General features: G+C 61.3%; 1 pseudogene. It reads left to right on the top strand.

Annotated elements, in window-relative coordinates:
• Positions 1-253, top strand: a pseudogene (locus tag AAHM38_RS25605) (IS3 family transposase); the annotation flags it as partial.

Below are 253 nucleotides of genomic sequence, written 5' to 3'. Positions count from 1 at the left end.
GCAAGCACGGACGACAGGACTGGAGCGCCTCGGCGGCGGCCAAAACCACGATGGGAAATCAAACCAGCCAGCGCAAGCCGCTCACGCCTGAGCAGCGCATCAAGGAATTGGAAGTGCAGTTGCGGGAGGCCCAAGAGAAGGCACGCCTGTTCGAGGCGGTGATCGACGTGATCCAGAAAGAGCATGGGGCGCGCGTCGTAAAAAAGCCTTCGGGCAGGTCCTCACGCAAAAGCTCGTCCAAGGGCTGAGTGTG

This window comes from Ralstonia sp. OTU4908 (assembly GCF_038440115.1).
Taxonomy (GTDB): Bacteria; Pseudomonadota; Gammaproteobacteria; order Burkholderiales; family Burkholderiaceae; genus Ralstonia; species Ralstonia pickettii.
The sequence above is the reverse complement of the archived record's forward strand: the minus strand, read 5'-3'. Positions and strand labels throughout refer to the sequence as shown.